This is a genomic window from Phenylobacterium sp., assembly GCF_035569475.1.
Lineage (GTDB): Bacteria > Pseudomonadota > Alphaproteobacteria > Caulobacterales > Caulobacteraceae > Phenylobacterium.
The window spans coordinates 1-23,238 of record NZ_DATMNA010000044.1 but is presented as its reverse complement, the minus strand read 5'-3'; the positions used below and the strand labels follow the sequence as shown (position 1 = coordinate 23,238).

Annotated in this window: 23 protein-coding genes and 1 tRNA gene; 13 read left to right on the top strand and 11 right to left on the bottom strand. The window is 69.4% G+C overall.

What is annotated here, in order from left to right; translation table 11 throughout:
* Positions 1-71 precede the first annotated feature (71 nt).
* From VNW53_RS07200 to VNW53_RS07190, 3 genes are all read left to right on the top strand, one after another.
* Positions 72-566, top strand: a complete 495-nt coding sequence (locus VNW53_RS07200; RefSeq protein WP_325554582.1) for a pyridoxamine 5'-phosphate oxidase family protein — start codon at positions 72-74, stop codon at positions 564-566.
* Positions 567-855: 289 nt separating this feature from the next.
* Positions 856-1,566 (top strand): Crp/Fnr family transcriptional regulator, encoded by a 711-nt coding sequence (locus VNW53_RS07195; RefSeq protein ID WP_325554581.1) that lies wholly within the window; start codon positions 856-858, stop codon positions 1,564-1,566.
* A gap of 288 nt (positions 1,567-1,854) precedes the next feature.
* Positions 1,855-3,972, top strand: coding sequence for a M13 family metallopeptidase (locus tag VNW53_RS07190; protein WP_325554580.1), 2,118 nt, complete (start codon positions 1,855-1,857; stop codon positions 3,970-3,972).
* A 399-nt stretch (positions 3,973-4,371) separates the two neighbouring features.
* Here the strand turns inward: VNW53_RS07190 and VNW53_RS07185 are convergent, their stop codons facing one another.
* Positions 4,372-4,620 (bottom strand): DUF6356 family protein, encoded by a 249-nt coding sequence (locus VNW53_RS07185; RefSeq protein WP_325554578.1) that lies wholly within the window; start codon positions 4,618-4,620, stop codon positions 4,372-4,374.
* Between the two features lie 210 nt (positions 4,621-4,830).
* Positions 4,831-5,895 (bottom strand): hypothetical protein, encoded by a 1,065-nt coding sequence (locus tag VNW53_RS07180; protein ID WP_325554577.1) that lies wholly within the window; start codon positions 5,893-5,895, stop codon positions 4,831-4,833.
* A 100-nt stretch (positions 5,896-5,995) separates the two neighbouring features.
* On the opposite strand from VNW53_RS07180, the gene VNW53_RS07175 reads away from it, so the two are divergent.
* The gene (locus VNW53_RS07175) at positions 5,996-6,922 is read left to right on the top strand and encodes a pyridoxal-phosphate dependent enzyme (protein WP_325554576.1); all 927 of its coding nucleotides are present in this window, start codon (positions 5,996-5,998) and stop codon (positions 6,920-6,922) included.
* A gap of 78 nt (positions 6,923-7,000) precedes the next feature.
* Here VNW53_RS07175 and VNW53_RS07170 read toward each other — a convergent pair whose 3' ends face one another.
* Complete coding sequence (locus VNW53_RS07170; protein WP_325554575.1) at positions 7,001-7,243, bottom strand: hypothetical protein; 243 nt, start codon at positions 7,241-7,243, stop codon at positions 7,001-7,003.
* A gap of 121 nt (positions 7,244-7,364) precedes the next feature.
* Here VNW53_RS07170 and VNW53_RS07165 point away from each other — a divergent pair, with 121 nt between their 5' ends.
* The 3 genes from VNW53_RS07165 (at position 7,365) to VNW53_RS07155 (ending at position 10,322) form a co-directional block, all read left to right on the top strand.
* A complete protein-coding gene (locus VNW53_RS07165) occupies positions 7,365-7,862 on the top strand; it encodes an OsmC family protein (RefSeq protein WP_325554573.1) in 498 nt (165 codons plus the stop codon).
* A gap of 198 nt (positions 7,863-8,060) precedes the next feature.
* Positions 8,061-8,702 carry an HD domain-containing protein gene (locus tag VNW53_RS07160; RefSeq protein ID WP_325554572.1) on the top strand — a complete coding sequence of 214 codons (642 nt, stop codon included), beginning with the start codon at positions 8,061-8,063 and terminating at the stop codon, positions 8,700-8,702.
* Between the two features lie 168 nt (positions 8,703-8,870).
* Positions 8,871-10,322, top strand: coding sequence for a catalase (locus tag VNW53_RS07155; RefSeq protein ID WP_325554571.1), 1,452 nt, complete (start codon positions 8,871-8,873; stop codon positions 10,320-10,322).
* Positions 10,323-10,333: 11 nt separating this feature from the next.
* Here VNW53_RS07155 and VNW53_RS07150 read toward each other — a convergent pair whose 3' ends face one another.
* Together VNW53_RS07150 and VNW53_RS07145 are read right to left on the bottom strand one after the other, a co-directional pair.
* Positions 10,334-11,353, bottom strand: a complete 1,020-nt coding sequence (locus VNW53_RS07150; protein ID WP_325554569.1) for a copper resistance protein B — start codon at positions 11,351-11,353, stop codon at positions 10,334-10,336.
* Positions 11,350-13,140: a copper resistance system multicopper oxidase gene (locus VNW53_RS07145; RefSeq protein ID WP_325554568.1), complete on the bottom strand. Its 1,791-nt coding sequence runs from the start codon at positions 13,138-13,140 to the stop codon at positions 11,350-11,352. The genes VNW53_RS07150 and VNW53_RS07145 overlap by 4 nt, the downstream gene beginning before the upstream one ends.
* A 308-nt stretch (positions 13,141-13,448) precedes the next feature.
* On the opposite strand from VNW53_RS07145, the gene VNW53_RS07140 reads away from it, so the two are divergent.
* Entirely contained in the window at positions 13,449-13,904 is a 456-nt protein-coding gene (locus tag VNW53_RS07140; RefSeq protein ID WP_325554567.1) for a DUF2231 domain-containing protein, read from the top strand.
* Complete coding sequence (locus tag VNW53_RS07135) at positions 13,901-15,226, top strand: sorbosone dehydrogenase family protein (RefSeq protein ID WP_325554566.1); 1,326 nt, start codon at positions 13,901-13,903, stop codon at positions 15,224-15,226. Before VNW53_RS07140 ends, VNW53_RS07135 begins: the two co-directional genes overlap by 4 nt.
* 17 nt (positions 15,227-15,243) lie before the next feature.
* Here VNW53_RS07135 and VNW53_RS07130 read toward each other — a convergent pair.
* Positions 15,244-15,318, bottom strand: a tRNA-Gly gene (locus VNW53_RS07130).
* 154 nt (positions 15,319-15,472) lie between these two features.
* On the opposite strand from VNW53_RS07130, the gene VNW53_RS07125 reads away from it, so the two are divergent.
* Both VNW53_RS07125 and VNW53_RS07120 read left to right on the top strand, forming a co-directional pair.
* Complete coding sequence (locus VNW53_RS07125) at positions 15,473-16,567, top strand: NADH:flavin oxidoreductase (protein ID WP_325554565.1); 1,095 nt, start codon at positions 15,473-15,475, stop codon at positions 16,565-16,567.
* 196 nt (positions 16,568-16,763) lie between these two features.
* Complete coding sequence (locus VNW53_RS07120; protein WP_325554563.1) at positions 16,764-17,351, top strand: HD domain-containing protein; 588 nt, start codon at positions 16,764-16,766, stop codon at positions 17,349-17,351.
* Between the two features lie 655 nt (positions 17,352-18,006).
* Here the strand turns inward: VNW53_RS07120 and VNW53_RS07115 are convergent.
* The 5 genes from VNW53_RS07115 to VNW53_RS07095 form a co-directional block, all read right to left on the bottom strand.
* Entirely contained in the window at positions 18,007-18,195 is a 189-nt protein-coding gene (locus VNW53_RS07115; protein WP_325554562.1) for a helix-turn-helix transcriptional regulator, read from the bottom strand.
* Positions 18,192-18,569 carry a hypothetical protein gene (locus VNW53_RS07110; protein ID WP_325554561.1) on the bottom strand — a complete coding sequence of 126 codons (378 nt, stop codon included), beginning with the start codon at positions 18,567-18,569 and terminating at the stop codon, positions 18,192-18,194. The genes VNW53_RS07115 and VNW53_RS07110 overlap by 4 nt, the downstream gene beginning before the upstream one ends.
* A gap of 59 nt (positions 18,570-18,628) precedes the next feature.
* A complete protein-coding gene (locus tag VNW53_RS07105) occupies positions 18,629-19,072 on the bottom strand; it encodes a hypothetical protein (protein WP_325554560.1) in 444 nt (147 codons plus the stop codon).
* A gap of 268 nt (positions 19,073-19,340) precedes the next feature.
* Entirely contained in the window at positions 19,341-20,360 is a 1,020-nt protein-coding gene (locus VNW53_RS07100; RefSeq protein WP_325554559.1) for a 2'-deoxycytidine 5'-triphosphate deaminase, read from the bottom strand.
* 201 nt (positions 20,361-20,561) lie between these two features.
* On the bottom strand, positions 20,562-21,002 hold the full coding sequence (locus tag VNW53_RS07095) for a DUF1801 domain-containing protein (RefSeq protein ID WP_325554558.1): 441 nt from the start codon (positions 21,000-21,002) through the stop codon (positions 20,562-20,564).
* Positions 21,003-21,210: 208 nt separating this feature from the next.
* Here VNW53_RS07095 and metZ point away from each other — a divergent pair, with 208 nt between their 5' ends.
* Both metZ and VNW53_RS07085 read left to right on the top strand, forming a co-directional pair.
* Positions 21,211-22,395, top strand: coding sequence for an O-succinylhomoserine sulfhydrylase (gene metZ, locus VNW53_RS07090; protein WP_325554557.1), 1,185 nt, complete (start codon positions 21,211-21,213; stop codon positions 22,393-22,395).
* A gap of 40 nt (positions 22,396-22,435) precedes the next feature.
* On the top strand, positions 22,436-23,008 hold the full coding sequence (locus tag VNW53_RS07085; protein ID WP_325554556.1) for a surface-adhesin E family protein: 573 nt from the start codon (positions 22,436-22,438) through the stop codon (positions 23,006-23,008).
* Positions 23,009-23,238 lie beyond the last annotated feature (230 nt).

The window sequence follows — 23,238 nt, the reverse complement described above, 5'->3', positions numbered from 1 at the left end:
TAGACAAGGCGTGGGCGCGCGGTCCGACAGAGGCCGCGCGGCCACAAGGGAAGGCTCCGGGGGGACATTCCATGATCAAGACGACGCACGAGGGCAATGCCACGCAGCAACGGCTGTGGGCGGCGATCGAGACGCGAGGGGTCGGCATGCTCGGGCTGACCAAGTCCGGGCTGCACGCCCAGCCGATGCTGGCGGTCGTGGAGCGCAGGCGAAAGCGCCTGTGGTTCATCGCCCGCACCGACACCGAGCTGGTCCAGAGCGTCGGCGACGGCGGGTGCTGCGCCTTCGTCTACCAGGACGGCGACCTGATCGCCTCCATCGGCGGCGCGCTGAGCCGGGTCGACGACCGGCGGCGGATGGCGCGCTGCTGGAACGCGGCGGTCGCCGCCTGGCTGCCGGAGGGCCTGGACGATCCGAAGCTGACCATGCTGTGCATGGACTGCGTGGACGCCGAGGTGTGGGTCGCGGGCCTGGGCCTGACCAAGTTCACCTGGGAGATCGCCTGGGGCGCCGCGCCGCTGCAGTCCTTCGAGCTGGGCGGCCGCGCGCAGGCCACCCTGCACTAGCTGCGTCGGCGAAGGACTCGCCGGCCGACTCAATAGTGATTCGAGGCCGAGGCCGGCCCGGCGAGAGAATCTGGCTGCAATAAGGGGCTTCCGGATGTCTTCGGCTCTTTGAAAGTCGACTATCCGACATGGCGAGGACGCGGGAAAACTCCGCGTCTGCGTGATTTCTTCAAGCGATTTCTGGATTTTACCGTTTCTCCAGTGGGAAGTGTCGAGTCGTCGACAGTCCCTGACAATTCGCATCGATAACCTTGAAACCCAAGCCGTACGGCGACGTTTCGATTCCCCGATGCAAAGGCTCCTCACCCAGGTGCACAACAGACTGCTCGCTTCGTTGTCGCCCGAAGACCATGGGCTGCTGGCCCCTCATCTTGCTCAGGTCGACCTGGAGCGAGGACGGCTGCTCTACGACCCGGGCGACCGGATCGACGTCGTCTACTTCCCGCACGACGGGGTGATCTCGCTGATGACCCTGATGGAAAACGGGGCGGCGATCGAGAGCGCCACCATCGGCTGCGAGGGCGCACTCGGCCTGATGGCGGCCGTGGCCCCGCGCCAGTCCCTGTCGCGCGCTATCGTGCAGACGCCCACCCGCGCGGCGCGGATCAGCGCCGCCCAGCTTCACGAGGCCTGGGACAAGAGCCCGCGCATCCGCGACCTGGTCGACCGCCACAACGAGGCGCTCTACGGCCACGCCATCCAGTCGGTGGCCTGCAACGCCCTGCATTCGGTGGAAGCCCGGTTCTGCCGGTGGCTGCTCACCTGCCACGACCGGATCTCCAGCGACACGGTGGCCCTGACCCAGGAGTTCCTGGCCGACATGCTGGGCGTGCAGCGCACCACCGTCACCGCCGTCGCCCGCGGCGTGCAGGCCAAGGGCGCCATCCGCTATCGCCGGGGCGTCGTCGACATCATCGACCGCGGCGTCCTCGAGCAGCTCGCCTGCGAATGCTACGGCGTCATCCGCCGCACCTACGAGCGCCTGCTGCCGGAAGAGTAGCGAGAGCTGCGACGTCCCTTCCCGCTTCGCGGGAAGTGCGGACCATCCGCCGAGCAACGCGAAGAACGGATGGCGGGAAGGGCAAGCCGGGGACACCGCGCTCGCCCCATCCGCCCCAATAGCTCGGAGCTTGAGGCTTGCCCTCTCCACCCCTCGCTCTTCGGCGAGCGCGCCCTCTCCTGCGTTGCGGGAGAGGAAGGCTTGCGTGGGATCAAAATTCCCCGTTTCCTGACGCCCAGCGCAGGCTCAAGCCCTGCGATCCCCATCCCGCGCATCAGAGAGACGCCGATGACCTCCGCTCGCCGAAACATCCTGCTCGCCGCCGCGGCGGTGGCCGCCCTGGGGGTCGCGCCCGCCCTGGCCGCGCCCCTGGGGCACGAGGGCCACCGCACGACGACGCAGGCGCTGGCGCAGGGTACGGGCGAGGCGCCGGTTCCCGCCGCCGACGTGGCCAATCCGAAGTACGGGACCTGGGGCTTCGACGTCTCCGGCATGGACACCTCGATCAAGCCCGGCGACGACTTCTTCGGCTACGCCAACGGCAAGTGGGCGGCCCGCACCGAGATCCCGGCCGACCGCACCCGGTTCGGCAATTTCGACAAGCTGTCGGTGCTGTCCGAGAACCGCGCCCACGCCATCGACATGGACGCCGCGGCCGGCAAGCTGACCGACAAGGACGCCGCCAAGATCGGCGCGGCCTACGCCTCGTTCATGAACGAGGCCCTGGCCGACAGGCTGGGCGCCAAGCCGATCGCGCCGGAGCTGGCGCAGATCCGGGCGGCCAAGACCAAGGCCCAGTTCACAGCCCTGATGGCCAAGGCCAACTCCACGGGCTTCGCCACCGTCTTCCCGGTGGGCATCGCCATCGACGCCAAGAGCCCCAGGCAATACGCCGTGCACGCCGCCAACGGCGGCCTGGGCCTGCCCGACCGCGACTACTACCTGCAGGCCTCCTTCGCGGACAAGAAGGCCAAGTACCTGGCCTATGTGCAGCAGATGCTGACGCTGGCCGGCTGGCCGAGGCCCGCCCAGAACGCCAAGGCCGTGGTCGACTTCGAGAGCCGGCTCGCCGAAGTCTCCTGGACGCGGGTGCAGCGGCGCGACCGGGACAAGACCTACAATCCCGCCACGCCGGCCGAGATGGACACGCTGGCGCCCGGGATCGGCTGGGCCAGCTACCTGGCCTCCGCCGACCTGCCCGGCGTCACCCGCGTCGTGGTGACCACCAACACCGCCTTCCCCAAGGTGGCCAAGATCTACGCCGACACGCCGCTGGAGACGCTGAAGGCGTGGCAGGCGTTCCACGTGACCGACGGCGCGGCGCCCTATCTGTCGAAGGCCTTCGTCGACGCCCACTACCAGTTCCGCAACAAGGAGCTGGCCGGCCAGCCGGAGCAGCAGCCGCGCTGGAAGCGCGCGGTGGCCTTCACCAACGGCGCGGTCGGGGAGTCGGTCGGTCGGGTCTATGTGGCGCGCTACTTCCCGCCGTCGGCCAAGGCCAAGATGGACGCCCTGGTGGGCGACATCCACACCGCCCTCCACGCCCGCATCGAGAAGCTGCCCTGGATGAGCGACCCGACCAAGGCCAAGGCGCTCGAGAAGCTGTCGAAGTTCACGGTGAAGATCGGCTATCCGTCCAAGTGGCGCGACTACGCCAAGCTGACGCTGAAAAGGGACGACCTCTACGGCAACGTCCTGCGCTCCGGCGCCTTCGAGTGGCATCGGGAGGTCGCCCGGCTGAACGGGCCGGTGGACAAGGCCGAGTGGGGGATGACCCCGCAGACGGTCAACGCCTACTACAACGCCTCAAACAACGAGATCGTCTTCCCGGCCGCGATCCTGGCCCCGCCGTTCTTCGATCCGGACGGCGACATGGCGATCAACTACGGCGGCATCGGCGGGGTGATCGGCCACGAGACCAGCCACGGCTTCGACGACCAGGGCCGCAAGTCCGACGGCGACGGGGTGCTGACCGACTGGTGGACGGCCGAGGACGCGGCGAAGTTCAAGGCCCAGACCGACCGGCTGGGCGCCCAGTACTCGGCCTTCGAGCCGCTGCCGGGCGCGCACATCCAGGGCGGGCTGGTGATGGGCGAGAACATCGGCGACCTGGGCGGCCTCTCCCTGGCGCTCGACGCCTACCACGCCAGCCTGCACGGCAAGCCCGCCCCGGTGATCGACGGCCTGACCGGCGACCAGCGGGTGTTCCTGGGCTGGGCCCAGGTGTGGCGCGAGAAGATCCGCGAGGACACCCTGCGCCAGCGCCTGGCCACCGACCCGCACTCGCCGGCCGTCTATCGGGTGAACGGCGTGATCCGCAACATCGACGGCTGGTACTCGGCGTTCGATGTGAAGCCCGGCGAGAAGCTCTATGTCGCGCCCGAGCAGAGGGTGCGGATCTGGTAAGGTCCGCAGAGACCCCGAATTACAACTAGGGAGGGTGCTTATTCCCCCCAAATTTTTGCAGACGAGAAAGGTGACTCAAGCTTAAGTAGTGAAGACGGGCTGTCGCCCCATCGGCAGTCCGTCGCGGCCCTGTTGGCTGCGTAAGGAGGCGCGTATGAAGGCGACGGCCCTGACGCACAGGCGTGGCGGCAGGTCGACGCGGGCGGAGCCGCCAGGACGGCCACCAGACCCAGATCGCGCCCCGCCGGTCGAGGCGGGGGACGATCCCTCAGCCCACGGCGAAGCCCGAAACGGCGTAGAACACTGGCGTCGCGGGATCGGGTTGACGATCGCGATCCTGGTGTCGCTCGTCCTTTGGGGACTGATCGGGCTGGGCGTGGCGAGGCTGTTCCGTTGACCTCAGATCCCCTCGGCCATGCCGAGGAAACCGTCCGAGGCGGGCGCGCGGTGGCGATTGGTCACCATGCGCTCGTAGAGCAGCCTGATCCGACGGCTGCCGCTCTTCTGGCAGGCGAACGGAAGGACGGCGTGGATCAGGCAGGCGAAGGCGCCCACGAACATGGTCGTGGCGAACCAGGACGCCGAGTGCATGTGCTCGAAATAGGTCTCGCCGACGCTCTCGGGATGCTCGGTGAAGGCGCGGAACATGGCGGGACACCCCTGGTCTGAAGTCACCTCCATGATGACGCCCGGCCGGAGAAAAGCTTTGTCTCTTTGCGCCTCGAAACGAGTCGCCCCGAAATCATTCATCTACAAATCAGCACTTACAGGGAATTCAGTTCTCCGATCCGCGAACGTTAACCGCGCCTTAAGCCGCCAAACGACGCCCGGGAGAATCCGCCACCGCCATCCCTGGGGCTAGCGGTCCACGGCCGCCGCTCTTGGAGCGCCGGGCGCGGGCGCGGGCGCGGGCGCACGCGGCTTCAGCCCGATGGTCTGGCGGCGAGGGTCGTAGAGCACCGACCAGGCGAAGTAGGGCGCGGTCCCGGCGTAGATCACCGTGCCGTAGACGCGGGTCTCGCGCCGGTAGCTGAGGCGCGTGCCGAGGTCGCGATCGCCGGTGGTCATTTCGGCGCGCGCGGCCAGGCCGCCGGTGGCGTCGAAGAGCTCCAGGCTGACCGCCGAGCCGTCCGGCCAGGGCGGACCGACAAGCCGCCCGTTGGCCACCGCCAGGCCCGGCGCGCCGGTGTCCATCAGCACGACGCCGCAGGCGCTCTGGCGGGCCGCGGCGTTGGCCAGGCAGCCGGGCGCCGCGTCGTGCAGGCCGCCGCCGCGCTCGTGGGCGTAGGGCGCGGCGAGTGGGGCCATGGCGTAGCCCGCGACCTCGGCGTCGGTGGGGTTGAGGATCAGCCGCCCGGTCCCCTCGCCCGGCCGCGGCAACTCGACGATCCAGCGCCGCGCGCCCAGGAAGCGCAGGGGATTGCCCACCCGGCCGGGCGCCATGTCGATGCCGAGGATCGCCTTGAAGCCCTCGCCCGGCAGGCCGTCGCCGGCGATGCCGTACCGCTCCAGCGTGGTGCGCGAGGCCGGGCAATGCGGCAGGTAGGCGTAGCAGCCGATGGTCCGGATCAGGTGGACCGGCGAGGTCCCCCTGGCGCCGGCGATGCTCACCGCCGCCTCGCTGACCACGCCTTCGTAGCGGGAGCCGGAGGCGTAGCCGTAGGTCTCCGGCTCCTCGCTGGGGCCGGCGTCCCCGGCCTTCAGCACGCCGGGCAGGATCCGCAGGCCCGTGGAGCCGGTGTCGAGGGCGGCCAGCAGCCGGGTCGCGCCGACCTGCACCTCCACGGCGTAGCGGCGCGCGCCGTTGCTCAGGCTCGACTCCACGATCGGCGTCTCGCTGCGAACCCCGGCCGCCGGCTGGGCGCGCGCCGGAGCGGCGGCGGCCAGTCCGAGCGCGAGCGGGATGAGGAGGCGGCGCCACATGGGGCTATCTGACACCGCCGCGCCCGGCCCGGCAAACCCGCCTCTGGCCTTGGCTGGCGGAACTGGCCAAAAGGCCTGACCGCCGCCGATGGGGACGCCCTTGGACCAACTGCACATCGAGACGCCCTACGTCCCGCACCGCGGCCTGCCGGCCAGCGGGCGCGAAACCTGGGTGAAGCTGGACGCCTACCAACCCACCGGATCGTTCAAGATCCGCGGCGTCGGGCGACTGTGCCAGGCGCTGAAGGCCGAGGGCGCCCGGAGCTTCGTCTGCTCGTCGGGCGGCAACGCGGGCTATGCGGCCGCCTACGCGGGCCGGGCGCTGGGCGTGCCGGTGACCGTGGTCGTGCCCTCGACCACGCCGGCCTTCATGCGCGACAGGATCGCGGCGCTGGGCGCCCAGGTCCGCGTCGAAGGCGACGTCTGGGACGAGGCCGACGCGCTGGCGCAGGCCATGGTCGGCCGCGGCGAAGGCGCCTATGTCCCGCCCTTCGACCATCCGCAACTGTGGGCCGGCCACGCCAGCCTGATCGACGAAATCGTGGCGCGGGGGCCGGTTCCGGACGCCGTGGTCGTGGCGGTGGGCGGCGGCGGGCTGATGTGCGGCGTCGCCGAGGGCCTGGCGCGGCACGGCCTGGACGAGGTGGCCATCGTGGCGGTGGAAACCGAGGGCGCCGCGACGCTTGCGCGGTCGATGGAGGCCGGCCGCTCGGTCACCCTCGAGCGCATCGAGACGATCGCCTCCAGCCTGGGCGCGCGGCGGCTGGCCGACGCGGCCTTCGCCTGGTCGCAGACGCGGCCGGTGGTTCCGGCGGTGGTGTCCGACGCCGACGCGGTGCGGGCCTGCTCGCGGTTCGCCGACGATCATCTGGCGCTGGTCGAGCCGGCTTGCGGGGCGGCGCTCAGCCTCGCCTACGACGACCATCCGGCGCTGAAGCCCTACGCCCGCGTCGCGGTGATCGCCTGCGGCGGGGTGGTGGTGAGCCTGGAGAAGCTCAGCGCCTGGCGCGCGCAGTTCGGGGTTTAGGCTGAGAATTCAATACCGCTCATCCCGGTGAAAATTTCTACGCTACTGATTTTATTGATCTAGAATTGAGTGCGGACCCTAGTGCAGCGAACCCTCGGCCGGACGCGGCAGGCCGTAGGCGCGGATCGAGGCCGGGAGGCGCAGGGCCATGCGGGCGGCTTCGCGCATCGAGGCGAAGGCGGTGGCGCGGGCCGGGTCGGCGGTCCAGTCCGCGGCGCCGGCGTCGGACAGGATGAGGTAGCAAGTCGGCGCGCCCGGCCTCGCGTCCGTGCGGGAGACGAGCGCCTGCATGGGCTGGGGCGGTGTGAACGCGGCGGACATCTGCGGCCTCCTGGTGTTAACCAGGAACCTAAGCCGCTTCGCCCAGCTCAACCATTCGTGGCGGCTACCTAAGCAGTTCTACGAGGGCGCGAGCCGCCACCCGCATGAGGAGAGCATGGCAATGTCTGCAGATCCGTTGGCCGCCGCCGGGGAAGAGGTCGTCGTCGCCGAGACCGGGATCGGGCGGCTGCAGGTCGAGGCCCGCACGACCTCGGGCGCGCTCCTGATCGATGAGCCAGTGTCGGTGGGCGGCCTGGGCTCGGGGCCCCATCCCTATGACCTGCTGAGCGCGGCGCTGGGGGCCTGCAGTTCCATCACCATGCGCCTCTATGCGGAGCGCAAGGGTTGGCCGCTCGGCCGCGTGCAGGTGAGCGTCCTGCACCACCGCGCCTCCCTCGACGCCCGGGATCTGTTCGAGCTGACCATCGCCCTCGAGGGCCCGCTGGACGAGGCCCAGAAGGCGAAGCTCATGGAGATCGCCGAGCACTGCCCGGTGCACCGCACCCTGGACCGCGGCTCGGACGTCAGGGCCACCCTCACCGCCTCCGTGACCGCCGAGCCGTCCCTGGCCGCCCCGCCGCAGCACATGCGCGACGCGCAGGCGGCGAGCGCGGGCTAGGCGCCGCCGCGACGCACACGGTTCCTGGCGCTCAGATATTCTCAGGACAACTCAGCGGCGCTCCAAGGACGCCGTTACGGGGGCTCCTACTCTCAGCCCCAGGTCAGCGGAACTTTGGCGAGGCAGGCGCCGGCGACGACCTCGTCGATCGCCGACATTCGCGCCGCATCGGCCAACAGGTCTTCCGAGGAGAATACGATGTCATTGGCGCTCGAACGGGTCGCGGTCCCCGACAGCAAGCTGGCGCGTGAGATCACCGAGGTCGTGCGGGCTTCGGTGACGCCGCTGCTCTTCAACCACTCCAGCCGCGTCTACCACTTCGGGGCGCTGGCGGGTCGGCGCCGCGGCCTGAAGTTCGATGCCGAGCTGCTCTATGCCGGGGCCATGTTCCACGACATGGGCCTCATGCCGCAGCACAGCAGCGCCGCCGAGCGATTCGAGGTCGACGGCGCGAACGTCGCCCGCGACTTCCTACGCGGACACGGCATCTCCGAGGGCGAGGTCGACACCGTCTGGACGGCGATCGCGCTGCACACCACGCCGGGCATTCCGCAGCACATGAATCCGGTCGTCGCCCTGGTGACCGCGGGCGTCGAAATGGACGTGCTGGGCCTGGGCTATTCCGCCTTCAGCGACGCCGAGCGCGAGGCGATCGTCAAGGCCCATCCCCGGACGGAGCACTTCAAGGAAGACATCATCCAGGCCTTCTACGACGGGATCAAACACAAGCCCGATACGACCTTCGGCAACGTCAAGGCCGACGTCATCGCCGACAAGGAGCCGCATTTCCACCGCGGCGACTTCTGCAGCGTCATCCGCGGGTCAGCCTGGAAAGGCTGAGACCCTAGACGGCCCGTCACCGGCGCTCACCTGGACCATCGGGCGAACGCCGACGGAATCTTTGAAGGCGTCCGGCGGAACGCCTGAAGCCAATCGGCTCCGCCAACCCACCTGGGAAACCCGGCCGTCGCGCCACAGCGGCGGTCCCATCCATGAGAGAGCGCGACAGTGTCCGACGAGAAGACCCCGAAATATCTGACTCACGCCACCGGGACCCCGGTGACGGACAACCTGAACATCCTCACCGCCGGCCCGCGCGGCCCCGCCCTGCTGCAGGACGTCTGGCTGATCGAGAAGCTCGCCCACTTCGACCGCGAGGTGATCCCGGAACGGCGCATGCACGCCAAGGGCGCGGGCGCACACGGGACCTTCACCGTCACCCACGACATCACCCGCTACACCAAGGCCAAGATCTTCTCCGAGATCGGCAAGCAGACGCCGATGATGGCCCGCTTCTCGACCGTGGCCGGCGAGCGCGGCGCGGCCGACGCCGAGCGCGACATCCGCGGCTTCGCGCTGAAGTTCTACACCGAGGAGGGCAACTGGGACGTCGTGGGCAACAACACTCCGGTGTTCTTCTTCCGCGACCCGCTGCGGTTCCCCGACCTCAACCACGCCATCAAGCGCGACCCGCGCACCGGGATGCGCAGCGCCGACAACAACTGGGATTTCTGGTCGCTGCTGCCCGAGGCCCTGCACCAGGTCACCGTGGTGATGAGCGAGCGCGGCATCCCGCGGACCTTCCGCCACATGCACGGGTTCGGCAGCCACACCTACAGCCTGATCAACGCGGCCAACGAGCGGGTCTGGGTCAAATTCCACTTCCGCACCCAGCAGGGCATCGAGAACCTGACCGACGCCGAGGCCGAGGCCCTGGTGGGCAAGGACCGCGAGACGCACCAGCGCGACCTGTTCAACAGCATCGAGGCCGGCGACTTCCCGCGCTGGACCCTGTTCATCCAGGTGATGACCAACGCCCAGGCCAAGGCCTTCCGGTTCAATCCGTTCGACCTCACCAAGGTCTGGCCGAAGGGCGACTTCCCGCTGATCGAGGTGGGCTATTTCGAGCTGAACCGGAACCCGGAGAACTTCTTCGCCGAGATCGAGCAGGCCGCCTTCTCGCCGGCCAATATCGTCCCGGGCGTCAGCTATTCGCCCGACAAGATGCTGCAGGCGCGGCTGTTCTCCTACGGCGACGCCCAGCGCTACCGCCTGGGGGTCAACTTCAACCACATCCCGGTCAACGCGCCGCAATGCCCGTTCCACAGCTACCACCGCGACGGGGCGATGCGCACCGACGGCAACCTCGGGCGGACGCCGACCTATTTCCCCAACAGCCGCAACGAATGGATCGACCGGCCGGAGCTCAACGAGCCGCCGATGGAGATCGACGGCGCCGCCGATCACTGGGACCACCGGGTCGACGACGACCACTACCAGCAGCCCGGCGACCTGTTCCGCATGATGAACGCCCAGCAGCGGCAGGCCCTGTTCGACAACACCGCCCGGCAGATCGGCGGCGTGGCGACCCACATCCAGGATCGGCACATCGCCAACTGCGCCAAGGCCGACCCCGCCTACGGGGACGGCGTCGCCGAGGCGCTGGCGCGGCTGGGTTGAGCCGACGCCCTCTAGAAGAAACCCCGGATGCCGGTGACCAAAACGGCGCCGCCGACATCGTCGCCGCGCGCGCGGGCATAGTCCGCCGTGCGGCCGAGCTTTCGGTCCCATGAGACCCCGATGTAGGGCGCGAACTCGCGGGTGATCTCATAGCGCAGGCGCAGGCCGAGCTCGGCGTTGGAGAGGCCCGACCCCGTGCGGGTCTCCGTCGTGTCCTGGGCCGCGAAGTTCAGTTCGACCCGCGGCTGGAGGATGAGCCTCTGGGTCAGCCGCAGATCGTAGGTGCTCTCCACACGCGCCAGGAGCTCGCCCCGGGTGGACAGGAAGAGCGCGCCCGACAGGTCGAACCAGTACGGCGCGAGGCCTTCGAAGCCCACCGTGGCGTAGGTGCGCGCATAGGGCGCGACGTCCTGGCGGACGCCGGCTTGCAGATCGAAGTAGGGCGTGACGGCGCGGGAGAACAGCCCCTGGACCTCGGCGGCGTCGAGACCGCCGCGCCCGGTTCCGCTGCCTTCGCTCTTGACCACAAAGCGGTCGATATCGCCGCCGATGCGCCCCTCGCCGTCCCAGCGATAGCCGCCGCCGGCGCCCGCCTGGTACTCGGCAAGGTTGGCCATCAGCATGGAGAGCGTCGCGCCGCCGTGCTCCTGGCGAAGCTGGGCGCGCGCCGCGCCCATGGCCGCCGGATCGTAGTCGCGATCCGCCGCGTGGTCCTGGGCGGGCGGCGGCGACGGGGTCTGCGGAATCTCGGGCTCGGCCGGCGCCGCCTCCGCCGGCGCGGGTTTAGGCGTGGCGGGGGCCGCCATGCCTTTCATCCCCGGCATGTCGGCCATCGCGGGCGCGGCGGGGGCCGATGGCGCGGCCGGCGCCTGCACACCGGGAAGGACGCCCAGAGGCGACGGCGTTCCAGGCTTCGCCGGGGGCTTGGCCGCGGGCATGGTCATGCCCGGCATCGACGGGTCCATGGCCTGGGCGAAGGCGGGCTCCGCGAAGGCCAGCGGCGCGAGCGCGATCAGGGCGAGGCGGTTCACGTCGCAGCCCCATCGACCGGCCGGACGCTGAACACCTGAAACATGCCCGCGTGCATGTGGTAGAGCATGTGGCAGTGGAACGCCCAGTCGCCGGGCGCGGCGGTGAAGTCGAAGGTCACCTTGCCGCCGGGCGCGACGACGACCGTATGCTTGCGCGGACCGAAGCCCTTCGGCCCATGGACCAGCTCGAAGAAGTGTCCGTGCAGGTGGATCGGGTGGGTCATCATGGTGTCGTTGATCAGGTTGACCCGCACCCGTTCGCCCTTGCCGAAGGTGTAGGGCCTGGTCGTCTCGCTGAACTTCTCCCCGTCGAAGCCCCACATGAACCGCTCCATGTTCCCGGTCAGGTGGATGTCCATCATCCGCGTGGGCGTGCGCGGATCGGGGTCGGCGGTCAGGGCGACGAGATCCTTGTAGACCAGCACCCGGTGGCCGACGCTTTCGAGCCCCTGGCCGGGCTCGCCGGTGCGGTCCTTGGGCATGGGCGCGATGGTCTGGACGCCAGGGCCCATCCTGACGCCGGGCGCGTTGCGGGCGTCCCGCATGGACATCTTCATGCCGCCCATGTCGCCCATCACGTCGGAGCCGCGGGCCTTCGGCGGTGCCATGCCCGGCTCGGCCATGCCGTCCATGGCCATGCCATCCATCTTCATGCCGCCCATGCTCATGGACGACATGTCCATGCCCATGTCCTTCAGGGTGGCGAGCGGGCGTTCGCGGAGCGGCGGGACGGCGGCGGACATGCCGGCCCGCGGCGCCAGGGTCGCCCGCGCCAGGCCGGAGCGGTCAACGGCCTCGGCGACCAGGGTGAAGGCCCGGTCCTCCGTCGGCCGGACGATGACGTCGTAGGTCTCGGCGTTGCCGATCTGGACCTCGTCGACCTCGACCGGGCGCACCGGCTGGCCGTCAGCCGCGACCACCGTCAGCTTCAGCCCGGGGATGCGGACGTTGAAGACGGTCTGGGAGGCGGCGTTGATGAACCGCAGCCGCACGCGCTCGCCCGGCTGGAACAGGCCGGTCCAGTTGTCCCTGGGGCCGTGGCCGTTGACCAGGAACTTGAAGGCGGCGCCGGTGACGTCCGAGATGTCCGTCGGGTCCATCCGCATCCTGGCCCACTCGGTCCGCTCCGGCAGCGTCTGGTCCTTGCCGGCCAGAAGCGAGCCCGCAGTCTCCTGCTGGAAGTTGAAGACCCCGGACTGTTGCTTGAGCCGCGCGAAGATCGTGTGGGGGTGCGTGAAGCTGAAGTCGGAGAGCACCACGACATGCTCGCGGTCATACCCGACCGGGTCGTCGCCCGCGGGGTCGATGACGATCGGGCCGTACTGGCCCTCCTGCTCCTGCATGCCCGAGTGGCTGTGATACCAGTAGGTCCCGGACTGGATGATCGGGAACTCGTAGACGAAGGTCTGTCCGGGCTTGATGCCCGGGAAGCTCACCCCGGGCACGCCGTCGAACTGGAACGGCACGAGCATGCCGTGCCAGTGGATGGAGGTGTCTTCCGCAAGGTCGTTCCTGATCGAGAGGCGGACCTTCTGGCCCTCCTTGAGGCGCAGAAGGGGCCCGGGCACGGTTCCGTTGACCGTCACCGCATGGCCGGCGCGCCCGTCGAGGCTCAGGTGGGCGCGGGAGACGGTCAGGTCGATGTTCGGCCCCGCCAGGGTCGGCAGGGACGGGGCGAGGCCGGGCGTCGCGCTCCGCGCCCAGGCCGGCAGCAGGGCGTTCAGCGCCAGGCCGCCGCCGCTGAGCGTCGCGCCTTGCAGGAGCTGGCGCCGGTCGAAGTCCTTCATGGCCAACCCTAACTGAACGACGACGCGCCGATCCCACCGAAAATCCGGCAGACCCGCCGGGATGGCGGTGACCTAGGGAACCGAAGCCCCGGAATCCAGCTTGGAAGGCTGGTGTCAGCCGGTTCTCCTGGAGGCGATAGGTTCAAAGGCCGGCGCGCGTCAATCGGACGGCGTCCCGTGGCGCTCGCGACACCCCGGCGCTCAGGTTTTCTCAGGACAACTCAGGCGCGCGCCAAGGACGCCGGCGGGGAGCCTCCTACTCTTGCCGCGGACCGGCGCCGCCACTGACTTCGATCCGGAGCTGAGGAATGGACATGGCCGAAACCGCCCACGCAACGCCGCTGCGGCCGTCGCTGCATCCGCTCCTGATCGCACCCGCCGCGGCCCTGCTGATCGCGGCCTGCGCGACCGACTTCCTCTATTCGCAGACGCTGCTCTTCCAGTGGGACAACTTCTCCATCTGGCTGATCACCGCGGGCCTGGTGCTCGCGGCGCTGGCCGGCCTGGCCCTCCTGCTGGATGTGGCGCGCCGGCGCATCGGGACCCTGGCCTGGGGCCGGTTCGCCGGCTTCACCGTCGCGGCCCTGCTCTCGCTGCTCAACGCCTTCGTCCACAGCCGCGACGCCTATGCCGCGGTGATGCCCGAAGGCCTCCAGCTCTCCGTCCTGGTCACCGTGATCCTCCTCGTCCTCGGCTGGCGCGGCTGGAGCCTTCACGCGGTGCGCCGCGCCCATCCCTCCAGGCCGGCGGGAGCCCGCTCGTGAACCGGATCCTTCTTGGCGGGAGCTCCGCGCTCGCCGCGCTCCTGACCCTTTCGGCCTGCGGCGAGAAGGTCGCCGACCCCAGCACCCAGTACGGGGCCAATCCCGTCCTGCCGGCGCCGCACGAGTACCTGCTGCCGCCCATGTCGGTGCCGCGGGCGACGGGCTGGGCCAAGGGCCAGACGCCGGTCGTGCCGGCCGGGCTGCAGGTGCAGGCGCTGGCCACCGGCTTCGAGCATCCGCGCATCGTCTACGCCCTGCCGAACGGCGACGTGCTGGTGGTCGAGACCAACGGCCCCAAGGCGCCGGTCTATCGCCCGAAGGACTTCATCGAAGGCAAGGTGAAGGCCATCGCCGGCTCGGCGGGGCACGGCGGCAACCGCATCACCCTGCTGCGCGGCGCCAACGGCGACGGCCAGCCGGCGCTGCGCACCATCTTCATCGACCACCTGAACTCGCCGTTCGGCGTGGTCCTGGTCGGCAATTCGCTCTATGTCGCCGCGACCAACGAGCTGCTGCGCTTCCCCTATACGCCCGGCGAGACGCACATCACCGAAAAGGGGGTCCATGTCACCGACCTCCCGGCGGGCGCGATCAACCACCACTGGACCAAGAGCCTGACCGCCAGCCCCGACGGCTCGAAGCTCTATGTGGGCGTCGGCTCCAACAGCAACATCACCGAGAACGGCATCGCGGTGGAAGCCGACCGCGCCGCGATCTGGGAGGTCGACCCCGCCACCGGCCTGAAGCGGCAGTTCGCCAAGGGCCTGCGCAACCCGACCGGCGTCGCCTTCGAGCCGCAGACCGGCAAGCTGTGGGCGATCGTCAACGAGCGCGACGAGATCGGCCCCAACCTGGTGCCCGACTATCTGACGTCGGTGAAGGAAGGCGCCTTCTACGGCTGGCCCTACAGCTATTTCGGCCAGCACCTCGACGTCCGCGTGCAGCCGCAGCGGCCCGACCTTGTCGCCAAGGCCATCGCGCCGGACTACGCCCTGAGCTCCCATGTCGCCCCGCTCGGCATGGTGTTCAGCCAGGGCACGAGCCTGCCCGAGGCTTACCGCAGCGGCGTCTTCATCGGCGAGCACGGGAGCTGGGACCGCAATCCGCTGAACGGCTACAAGGTGGTCTATGTGCCGTTCCGCGACGGCCGGCCGAGCGGCCCGCCGCAGGACGTCGTGACCGGCTTCCTCACCCCCGACGGAAAGGCCACCAAGGGCCGCCCGGTGGGGGTCACGCTCGATCGCACCGGCGCCCTGCTGATCGCCGACGACGTCGGCAACACCGTCTGGCGCGTCACCGCCGCAGGCGCAGCCGCCAACTAGGCAATCCGTGGGGAGTTTGGAGCGGCCGGGGGGAATCGAACCCCCGACATTCAGCTTGGGAAGCTGACGTTCTACCTCTGAACTACGGCCGCGTTCCGTGGAGGCGCCTCCTTAGCCGGTCTGGCGGCGGGCCTCAAGACGGCGGGCGCCGCAGAGGCGCTCGCGGCGCTGTCAGGCCTGCTGCATTGCCGCGGGCTCAGAGGGTCCGCTAAGACGGTGGCGAACAGCCGTTTGAAGGACGCCGCCTTGACCGATCTGCTCGATCCCCTGCCGCTGGCCCACGGGCCGGCGCTGAAGAACCGCCTGGCGCTGGCGCCGCTGACCAACCTGCAGAGCCACGCCGACGGGACCCTGTCGGACGACGAGTTCAACTGGCTGACGTTGCGGGCGCAGGGCGGCTTCGCCCTGACCATGACCTGCGCGGCGCATGTGCAGCGGCTGGGCCAGGGCTTTCCCGGACAGCTCGGCGTGTTCGGGGACGAGCACCTGCCGGGGCTGACCCGGCTCGCGGCGCGGATCCGCGAGCTGGGCAGCGTGGCGGTGGCGCAGCTTCACCACGCGGGCATGCGCTCGCCCAGAGAGCTGATCGGCGAGGCGCCGCTCTGCCCGTCGGACAACGAGGAGTTCGGCGCCCGGGCGCTGAGCCTGGCCGAGGTGGAGGCGCTGCGCGACGACTTCATCGCCGCGGCCGTCCGCGCAGAGCGGGCGGGCTTTCAGGGCGTCGAGCTGCACGGCGCCCACGGCTATGTCCTGGCCCAGTTCCTGAGCCCGGAGGTCAACAAGCGCACCGACCGCTATGGCGGCAGCCTCGAGAACCGCGCGCGCATCGTCCATGAAATCATCGACGGCGTCCGGGCGCGCACCGGCGCCGACTTCAGCCTGGGCCTTCGCCTGTCGCCGGAGCGGTTCGGCCTGAAGCTGGCGGAGATCGTCGAGGTGGCGCGCGGCGTGCTGGCCGACGGCAAGATCGACTACCTGGACCTGTCGCTCTGGGACTACGCCAAGGAGCCGATGGAGGCGGAATTCCAGGGCCGCACCCTGATGAGCTATTTCGCCGAGCTGCCGCGCGGGGCGGTGCGCCTGGGCTGCGCGGGCAAGGTGATGACGCCGGCCGACGCGCGGGCCTGCCTGGAACGGGGCATGGACTATGTGCTGCTGGGCCGCGCGGCGATCCTGCACCACGACTGGCCCCGGAAGCTCGCCGCCGACCCGGACTTCACCCCGATCCCGATCCCGGTCAGCGCCGAGCACCTGCGCGCCGAGGGCCTGGGCCCGGCCTTCGTGAAGTACATGCAAACCTGGAAGGGCTTTGTCGCGGAGCCGGAGACGGCGTTGGCTTAGTCGGCAGCCTTCTCCCCCTTGCGGGAGTAGGTGGCCTCTGAAGAAGGTCGGATGAAGGGAGGTTGGCGGCATTGTCCCATAGTCCCCCTCATCCGTCAGGCGTTCGCCTGACACCTTCTCCCGCGAGGGGAGAAGGATCGTTGACGCACTTGGACTTGAGCCGCACCCTTAGGCGCAACGATCAGAGGAGGCCGCGATGGCGGACGGTGAGGTGGTCCTGGACCGGGCGAAGTTCCACACCATGACCGAGGGCACGGCGGAGGACTGGGCCGCCATCGGCCGCGCCGCCGCCCCGCACCGCGGCGAGCTGGCCGACCGGCTGCTGGCGCACCTGAAGCTGCTGGACAACGACCACGGCGGCTTCGCGGTCGACCGGCTGGAGCACTCGCTGCAGACCGCCACCCGGGCGCACCGCGACGGGCGGGACGAGGAATATGTGGTCTGCGCCCTGATGCACGACATCGGCGACATCCTGATGCCGGCGAACCACGCCGAGCTCGGCGCGACGATCCTCAAGCCCTACGTGTCCGACGCCAACCACTGGATGATGGACAAGCACGGCGTCTTTCAGGGCTATTACTTCTTCCACTACATCGGCCTGGACCGCGACATGCGCGAGCAGTTCCGGGGCCATCCGCATTTCGAATACTGCGCCCAGTTCTGCCACCTCTACGACCAGAACAGCTTCGATCCGGCCTACGACTCCATGCCGCTGGAGGCCTTCGAGCCGATGCTGCGGCGGGTCGTGGCCGCGCCCAGGACCTCGATCTACAAGAAGGACTGAGCCCGCAGCTAGGAGCACCTGGTGGGCCTTCCATCGAAAGCATCTGACGATGAGGAACGCGCTGCGGACAGCGCCCACATGGGCTTTTGGACCCAGCGAACGCCTGGCGGTCCGGCACTCTCACGAAAGGCTGCAAAGGCGAGTTTGACCGAATACGAAGAGCGATGTGCTCGACCGAGTTCGACGAAAGCAATTGTCGAAATCGCGCCGAGGCCGCGCCGGACCAAGAGCCATAAGAAAAGCTCCGTTGGCACCTCGAAAAGACCAACACGAAAACAACGGCTGCCAAAGCTCGAGCTCGGCGGCTTAAGTCAGCGCGAGGTGCGCACCGGAGTCTCTCATCGACGGAAATTCCTAGGTGGAGGCGCGAGTAGTAAGCTGCTGGCCAAGAAGCTCGCCAAGCAGGCTCCTCGCGACACTTAGGCCAATCGACATTCATTTGGAGGCCGTGGCTTGGCGTTCCTCCTCCCCTTGTGGGAGGAGGTGTCAGCCGGAGGGCTGACGGAGGTGGGGTCGCGCTCCGCCCTCCGCGCGAGACTGAGCTTCGCGTCGCGCCGAGAGGCCGAGAAACCCCACCTCCGACCCGCTCCGCGGGCCACCTCCTCCCACAAGGGGAGGAGGACGCCTCAGGCGCCGGCCTGAATGTCGATCCGACCTATCCCTCGAAGATCGCCTCGATCGGCATCTCGAAGAGTTTGGCGATCCTGAACGCGAGCGGGAGGGACGGGTCGTACTTGCCGGTCTCGATGGCGTTGACGCTCTGGCGGGAGACGTCCAGGCGGGCGGCGAGGTCCGCCTGGCTCCAGTCGCGCTCGGCGCGCAGGACCTTCAGTCGGTTCTTCACCGGTATCTCCAGTAGACCAGCGGCGTCGATATCCCCTGGGCGACCACATAGAGGGTGGCCACGTGGTAGAGCGGAACCATCGGCGCGCCGGCGAGCACCTCCAGGAAGCCGTAGACCGTGGTCGCCGCCAGCACGATCGCCAGGGCGCAGAGCATGGCGGTCATCATCATCCGGCGGTGGAACTCGTCGGCCTCCTCCACCAGGTAGCGCGCGTTGATCCAGATCACCCCGAGCAAGGGGACGGCCGGGGCGACGGCGGCCAGGTAGCGCCAGACGCCGGTCGGCGGGTGGATCCGGAACAGCCACAGAACGCCGGCCAGGATCGCGGCATAGACCGCCAGCATCGGCCAGACGCGCCTCTGATGGCGCTTCATGGCGGGAGACCAGGATGCGGGCCCCCGGCGGCGGGGCGCGGCGGCGGGAGAAGAATGGCTCATCGCTTGGTCGCCTTCCACCAGAGGGTCACGCCCGCGAAGCCCAGGACCTGGGCCGCGAGCGGCAGGGTCACGCCGAGCATGAAGGCGCGCGCCAGGTCGCGGCCGACCGAGGCGGCGGGGTCGAGCAGCCGCAGGCCGCCCAGGCCCACGAAAACAAAGAGCGGCGCCGCCACGACGATGCCGATCAGGCTGCCCCAATACCAGGCGAACTTCGAGCGCTGCTGGACGAACTCGTCGGCGCGGCGGAAGCCCAGGACGGCGAAGACGCAGGCCCAGGCGAGGGCCAGGACCGTGCAGGCCGTGTTGCTGAGCACGGTCTCCGCATCGCCGGGCGCATGCGGTCCCGACGCCAGCAGGTTGGGCAGGAACAGGATGGGGATCGCGCCGCCCACCGCGACGGCGACGAACGCCCAGCTCTGCAGGGTTCTTCGATCGAGCATAGGATAGCCTCCTTGTCTTTGTGACAAGGAAACATGACAATAAAAACCTGTCAAGCACCCACGACAAAATGTCTACTTCCCTTCCCATTCATGGGAGAGGGGACCGTCCGCCGAAGAGCGGATGGTGGGAAGGGCAAGCCGGGAGCGCCGCGGTGGCTTCGTCCGCCCGATGACTCAGAGCTTGAGGCTTGCCCTCTCCACCGCTCGCTCCGCGGCGAGCGGTCCCCCTCTCCCGCGCTGCGGGACAGGAACGGCGGCGGGCCGCCGCCTACTCGCCCCAGATGCGGAAGTGCTTGGAGAGCTTGAGGCCCTGGCGCTGGTAGTGCGACCCGAGGTCGCCGTAGAGCCGCTCGGGCTTCTCGGTGAGGGGCTCGTAGACCAGCCGCGCCACCGTCTGGCCGTCCTCCAGGATGAAGGGCGTCTCGTGACTGCGCACCTCCAGCACCCCGCGCGAACCCTTGCCGTGGGCCTCGTCCGTGCCGAAGCCGGGGTCGAAGAAGCCGGCGTAGTGGACGCGGAACTCGCCCACCGAGGGGTCGATCGGCGTCATCTCGGCGGCCTCCAGCACCGGGATCTCCACCGCCTGCTTCGACGCCAGGATGTAGAACTCGCCGGGGTCGAGCAGCAGTTGGCCGTCCTTGGGGTGCAGCGGCTCCCAGAAGTCGCGCGGGTCGTGGCCGTCTTCCTTGTCGAGGTCCACGAGGCCCGCGTGGCGGCGGCCGCGGAAGCCGGCGATCTCGCCCGTCAGGTCGACCCCGACGCTTTCGGTGCGCAGGCGCGGCGGGTCGCCCGCCTTCAGGCGAAGCTGGTTCAGCCGCGTGCCGGCGCGCACCAGGACGGAGAAGGTCTGCGGCGCGATCTCCAGGTAGAGCGGCCCGTCGTAGTGAGCGTCCACGTCGTCGAAGCGGTTGCCGCGGTCGGTCAGCAGACGCACGAAGACGTCCACCCGGCCGGTGGAGCTCTTGGGGTTGGCCCGCGCCGAGACGCCCGCGGGCAGCTTCAGCCGCTCCTGCAGCTCGGCGATGTAGACGCAGCCGCGCTCCAGCACCGCGCCCACCGTCAGGTCGACCTCGTGCATGGCCACCTCGGCGATGCGCTCGCGCACCGTGTGCGCTCCCGGCAGGAACGAGGCCCGCACCCGCCACGCCCGCGCGCCCAGGCGCAGGTCCAGGCTGGCCGGCTGGACCTGGTCGAATGCGAAGCCGCTCTGCGCCGTGATCGCGCCGTTTGCGATCAGGGCTTCGATGGCTTGGCAGGGCAGGATGCCCGGGCGGGTCAGTTCGCTCATGGGCGGCGAAGAGTTAGCGGAGATGGTGGAGGTTGCAAGGGGTGGTGCGGACGAGCTGGCTTATCGACCCGCTCCTCTCCGACAGCGCTTCGCGCCTGGAAGGGAGGACGGCGGCCGGGAGCCCGCGAAGAAGGGCGCACCGCGACCCAGCACAACCGGCCGGAAATAGAGACGGTACTCATCGATGAGACCAAGCTCACGTCAGGACGATGCGCCCGCTGACCGCCGCCCCAGGGCGTCCGCGACGACCTCCTCGAGCACGCCGAGATCCACGTCCTTTACGGATCTGAACCTGATGCAATAGCCGGTGATCTTGGCCTTCCCGAGCCGCGAACCGTAGGTCTCGGACAGGTATTTCTTGTCCTTAAGGCCCATGACATAGACCGATATTCCGGACGTATTGGCGCTCAGGCCGATCTTGTAGAACGCTCTCGAACCCCCGGCGGCATAGCTGAGCGTTTCCGAGCCATATCCAATATTCGGATTGGAGACGACCTTGCCGTTGTCGTTCCTGCCATCCAGGAACCAGAGCTTGGCGTCAGGCGAAATCTCCAAGATGCGCCGATGCAGATCCCGCAATTCCTCGCGCTTCGCCGGAGACTGGTCGCCGATGTATCTGTCGATCTGCTCACGCACGCTCATGCCAAGGGCCCCTTTTTTCCATTTTGGCCAGGCTGCAACCCGGACTGCGAACACCGGCCTCCCATCGGGACGACGAATGAACTTGCCAGAATCCGACACCGCCCCCCTTCGCGGGGATGAGCGGAGTTGCGCCCGCTTTCAGGAAACCGCGCCTTGACGCCCCGCTCCGCCTGCCGTTCAAGCGGCGCTCAAACCGAAGGAGCCCGCCATGGCCGAAGATCCGCGAGACTGGGAGGTCGAGACCCGGCTGGTGCGCGGCGGCATGGCGCGCAGCCCCTACGGCGAGATCTCCGAGGCGCTGTTCCTGACCCAGAGCTTCGCCTACGACAGCGCCGCGGCCGCCAATGCGCGGTTCGCCGGCGACGACCCGGGCTTCATCTACCAGCGCTTCGGCAACCCCACGACGCAGATGTTCGAGGACCGCCTGGCGCTGCTGGAAGGCGCCGAGGTCTGCCGCGCCACAGCGTCGGGGATGAGCGCGGTGCACGTGGCCCTGACCGGTCTGCTGCGCGCCGGCGACCACCTGGTGGCGGGCCGGGCGCTGTTCGGTTCCTGCCGCTGGATCATCTCCGAATGGCTGCCGCGGTTCGGGGTCGAGACCACCTACGTGGACGCCACCGACCTGGAGGCCTGGAAAGCCGCCGTGCGGCCCAACACCAAGGCCTTCCTGGTGGAGAGCCCGGCCAATCCGCTGCTGGAGGTGACCGCCATCGGCGCGGTGGCCGGGATCGCGCACGCGGCCGGCGCCAAGCTGGTGGTCGACAACGTCTTCGCCACCCCGATCTTCCAGAAGCCCCTGGCCCTGGGCGCCGACATCGTCGTCTATTCGGCGACCAAGCACATCGACGGCCAGGGCCGCGTGCTGGGCGGCGCGATCCTGGGCGCCGAGCCGCTGATGACCGAGGCCTACAAGGACATCCTGCGCCACACCGGGCCGGCGCTCTCGCCGTTCAATTCCTGGGTGCTGCTGAAGGGCCTGGAGACCCTGGAGCTGCGGGTGCGCCGCCAGACGGAGAACGCCGCCAAGGTGGCCGACGCCATCGCCGCCCACGGCAAGGTCCGCCAGACCATCTATTGCGGCCGCCCCGACCACCCGCAGGCGGCGATCGTCGCCAACCAGATGACCGGCGGCGGCAATGTCGTGGCCTTCGACCTGGGCTCCCGCGAGGCGGCCTGGCGGTTCCTGGACGCGTTGCAGATCGTCGACATCTCCAACAACCTGGGCGACGCCAAGTCCATGGCCACCCACCCCTGCACCACCACCCACCGCTCCATGCCCGAGGCCGAGCGGCTGGAGATCGGCCTGACCGAGGGCTGGGTGCGGATGAGCGTGGGCCTGGAAGGCCCCGGCGACCTCTCCCGCGACGTCAGCCGGGCGCTGGACGCGGCCTGAAGCCTTCGCCCCGCGGCGGCGTTGTGCGAGGATGACCGACATGAGGCGGATGCGGACAGCGGCGGCGGGTGCGGCGATGGCGATGGCGGCGGCCCTGGCCGGCGGCGGAGCCTGCGCCACGCACCCGCCGGCGAAGCGCCCGGCGAGCCCTCATGTCGTCGATCCGCCGCCGCCGACCAGCCTCGACGTCGGCGATGTCGAGGCCTGGGCCTCGGCCTACATCGACCGCGACATGTGGACCCTGATCACGCACGACCTCGAAGGCGCGCGCTTCGTCCGGCCCGAGGGCGGCAAGGCCACGGCGCCCTTCACGATCGAGGCCGACATCCGCACCGAGCTGTTCCAGCCGGTGAAGATGGGCCCGGGCTGGGCCCGGTCGGGCCTGGCGCATTGGTCGGTGGATTGCGCCGGCACGCGCTATTCGGTGCTCAGCATGACCATCTACAGCCACATCAACCTGAAGGGCGAACTGGCCCGCAAGGCCGGCGCCGACGCGGACTGGATGACGCCCAACGAATTCCAGACGGCGACGATCCGGGTGATCTGCAAGGCCGTGCTCGGCGGCAAGCCTCTGGAAACGCCGCTGGGCGCGGCGCCGGCGGCGCCGTCCTGACACCCTCCGCAAACATGGTTTCTGCGCTGGTAACCATTCGCTAGCCCTTGCGAACTAGCTCTGCAGTCAGACCCGCCGTTCCGGCTCGTCCTGCGTAGAGATCCGGCATGGCTTTGTCCGCCCGTCACGCCCATTCCGAGTCCGCCCCGGCGGCGGCTGAGAGCGCCGAGGTGACCGACCTGGTCCGCCATGGCCTGCGGCGTTTCCAGGCGGGGCACTTCGAGCAGGCG

Bases quoted from the DNA above. Each gene is read 5' to 3' on its own strand.
- VNW53_RS07200 (WP_325554582.1), top strand. From the start codon at position 72: ATGATCAAGACGACGCACGAGGGCAATGCCACGCAGCAACGGCTGTGG.
- VNW53_RS07195 (WP_325554581.1), top strand. From the start codon at position 856: ATGCAAAGGCTCCTCACCCAGGTGCACAACAGACTGCTCGCTTCGTTG.
- VNW53_RS07190 (WP_325554580.1), top strand. From the start codon at position 1,855: ATGACCTCCGCTCGCCGAAACATCCTGCTCGCCGCCGCGGCGGTGGCC.
- VNW53_RS07185 (WP_325554578.1), bottom strand. From the start codon at position 4,620: ATGTTCCGCGCCTTCACCGAGCATCCCGAGAGCGTCGGCGAGACCTAT.
- VNW53_RS07180 (WP_325554577.1), bottom strand. From the start codon at position 5,895: ATGTGGCGCCGCCTCCTCATCCCGCTCGCGCTCGGACTGGCCGCCGCC.
- VNW53_RS07170 (WP_325554575.1), bottom strand. From the start codon at position 7,243: ATGTCCGCCGCGTTCACACCGCCCCAGCCCATGCAGGCGCTCGTCTCC.
- VNW53_RS07165 (WP_325554573.1), top strand. From the start codon at position 7,365: ATGTCTGCAGATCCGTTGGCCGCCGCCGGGGAAGAGGTCGTCGTCGCC.
- VNW53_RS07160 (WP_325554572.1), top strand. From the start codon at position 8,061: ATGTCATTGGCGCTCGAACGGGTCGCGGTCCCCGACAGCAAGCTGGCG.
- VNW53_RS07145 (WP_325554568.1), bottom strand. From the start codon at position 13,140: ATGAAGGACTTCGACCGGCGCCAGCTCCTGCAAGGCGCGACGCTCAGC.
- VNW53_RS07140 (WP_325554567.1), top strand. From the start codon at position 13,449: ATGGACATGGCCGAAACCGCCCACGCAACGCCGCTGCGGCCGTCGCTG.
- VNW53_RS07120 (WP_325554563.1), top strand. From the start codon at position 16,764: ATGGCGGACGGTGAGGTGGTCCTGGACCGGGCGAAGTTCCACACCATG.
- VNW53_RS07110 (WP_325554561.1), bottom strand. From the start codon at position 18,569: ATGAAGCGCCATCAGAGGCGCGTCTGGCCGATGCTGGCGGTCTATGCC.
- VNW53_RS07105 (WP_325554560.1), bottom strand. From the start codon at position 19,072: ATGCTCGATCGAAGAACCCTGCAGAGCTGGGCGTTCGTCGCCGTCGCG.
- VNW53_RS07100 (WP_325554559.1), bottom strand. From the start codon at position 20,360: ATGAGCGAACTGACCCGCCCGGGCATCCTGCCCTGCCAAGCCATCGAA.
- VNW53_RS07095 (WP_325554558.1), bottom strand. From the start codon at position 21,002: ATGAGCGTGCGTGAGCAGATCGACAGATACATCGGCGACCAGTCTCCG.
- metZ (WP_325554557.1), top strand. From the start codon at position 21,211: ATGGCCGAAGATCCGCGAGACTGGGAGGTCGAGACCCGGCTGGTGCGC.
- VNW53_RS07085 (WP_325554556.1), top strand. From the start codon at position 22,436: ATGAGGCGGATGCGGACAGCGGCGGCGGGTGCGGCGATGGCGATGGCG.